Raw genomic sequence first — 2,074 nt, 5'->3', positions numbered from 1 at the left:
CCTGCGCCAATGGTGGAGCCGGTTGAGCCACCCAACTGATGACCAACGACCGAACCACCCGCCGACCCGAGCCCACCGCCGATCGCTGCGTTGGTTTTGTTGCCCCTCGGCGCAGCGACAGCGCTGCCTGCAGCTCCTCCTACACCCGCGCCGATCGCTGCACCGGTGCTTCCGCCCATTTGCTGACCAACTATGTTGCCCAGTGCGCCGCCAAGGCCTCCGCCAACGGCTGCGGTGCCATCTCCAGCGGCCATTGCTCCTTGTGTGATCAGGGCACCAAGAGCAAGGGTAAGCAGTGTGATTCGCATGCTGTGCACCTCAATAAGTAGTTTTTGTGTTCAGACTGCTATTTTGACTATTGAGCATTTCGAAACGTGCGTTGTTGCTTCCGGTCGCCAAGCTGCTCTCGTCAGTGCATTGATGATAGAGAGAGCACTAGAACTGTAGAGGGCGCGGTAAAGCCAAAGTTCGACTGCGATAGTGGCACGTTGTCGAGAGTTTACACAGGAGCAAAAAAACAGCCCGTACGCGGTGAGCTCTTTAGTGCGGGTTACTCGACTAACAACCAACAGAGGGATGCCGCAATGACTGAGCGCCATATGATCCACTCGGAAACGCTTTCGAACGGACGCAAGATCGAGGTCAAGGCCAAGATTCTCAGGGACGGCTCGTTGCAGATGTTCATCGGTGTTTACCAGCCTGACGGTACGGTCCTTTTTGAGGACCACGACCCAAAACCGCATCTGCTGGACATGGAAGACGCTCTGGACTGGGGGATCGAAATCGCGCGACGCACGGGTAACGCCCCTGAAGYCAGTCAGGCTTGATAATCACCGGACCTGTTTTTTGCTGTACCACCGCTCACTAATGAATCATTAATCTGCTTGATGGTCGTATCTATGGGTGAACGCTCTGCGAACTAAACTGGCGGGTAGCGACACTCCTTCTCCGTAGTACTGACCCTTGCTTTTAGGATGTTCATATGAAGCGCACAGCGATAATGATCCTGGCCATTTCAAGCTCTCTCCTGCTGGGAGGCTGCTGGCCTTACTGGGAAGATGGAGACGGGTACGGTCGAGATCACGACCGTGGTCGAGAGTATCACCGTCGTTATGATCGCCACGATGACCGCGGATACGAGCGTCGTGACAATGATCAGGGCGAAGGTCGTTACCACAAACGTGATCATGACGACAGAGACGACTGACGCTTGAGGCCTGGTCGAAACGAGGAAAGGTCATGCAGATTCTGACAGCAAGGATGGTACGGCCCGTCAGCCAATGGCTGATGGCGGCGGGTATCGGCCTGATCGCGATGATGACCAATGTGCAGGCTCAAACCTCACCTCAAGCCACTCAAGAAATAAAGAGCCTGCTGGATTTTGTCGAGCACAGTGAGTGTCGGTTCGTGCGTAACGGAAGCGAATATCCGGGCTCCCAGGCTCGGGCGCATCTGGAGAAAAAGCTGAACTATCTCGAAGGCAAGAACATGATCGGCAGTACAGAAGACTTCATCGATCTGGCAGCCACTAAAAGCAGCATGAGTGGCATCCTCTATGAAGTGCGATGTCCATCAGGTGTACAACCTGCAAGCCTCTGGCTGAAGACCGAGCTACAGAGGCTGCGCCAAGTTCATTGAGTCGGTTTGAAATCGAGAAAGCCCAGTATGATGCTGGGCTTTCTCGTATCCGGGCGTCGTACGGGTGGATTGGATCGGTCGATCTGTCACTTCGAGGCTATTCTGTGATTTCAAGCCAAGGGCACAGTGACGCATGGGGCGACCAGAGTGAATAAATCCCGACTTTCGATGTAGAAACAGTAGTGCGCGTTGCTCCGATGAGAGGTCCCTTCCTGGTCTGAAGGTTCTTATGACGCCCCACACGCAGCCAGGGAGGGTGGGTCGTGGTGGCATTGGAAAAGTGGCGATTATGGACACGAGAGTCAGACTGGCGAGCGGCGAAGAGGCAGAAGACTTTTTCGTGCAAACACTGGAGCAGGCTGTCGATGCCGTGGTGGTCATTGATGACCAGAACAACGTGGTGTTTTTCAATGCGGCTGCCGAACAGTTTTGGGGG

At 54.8% G+C, this 2,074-nt stretch carries 4 protein-coding genes; 3 read left to right on the top strand and 1 reads right to left on the bottom strand.

Features of this window, described 5'->3' with window-relative positions:
- The coding region (locus AC1DH9_RS28000; protein ID WP_477809223.1) for a hypothetical protein at nt 1-308 on the bottom strand (308 nt) is incomplete at its 3' end.
- A gap of 276 nt (nt 309-584) precedes the next feature.
- Between AC1DH9_RS28000 and AC1DH9_RS27995 the strand changes: the two genes are divergently transcribed.
- The 3 genes from AC1DH9_RS27995 to AC1DH9_RS27985 form a co-directional block, all read left to right on the top strand.
- Nucleotides 585-827, top strand: coding sequence for a hypothetical protein (locus AC1DH9_RS27995; RefSeq protein ID WP_477809222.1), 243 nt, complete (start codon nt 585-587; stop codon nt 825-827).
- A 412-nt stretch (nt 828-1,239) separates the two neighbouring features.
- The gene (locus AC1DH9_RS27990; RefSeq protein ID WP_427537093.1) at nt 1,240-1,638 is read left to right on the top strand and encodes a YfeK family protein; all 399 of its coding nucleotides are present in this window, start codon (nt 1,240-1,242) and stop codon (nt 1,636-1,638) included.
- A 229-nt stretch (nt 1,639-1,867) separates the two neighbouring features.
- Nucleotides 1,868-2,074: PAS domain S-box protein (locus tag AC1DH9_RS27985; RefSeq protein WP_477809221.1), on the top strand; the 207-nt coding region annotated here is incomplete at its 3' end.

It is taken from the genome of Pseudomonas sp. 05T35 (assembly GCF_056396605.1).
The sequence above is the reverse complement of the archived record's forward strand: the minus strand, read 5'-3'. Positions and strand labels throughout refer to the sequence as shown.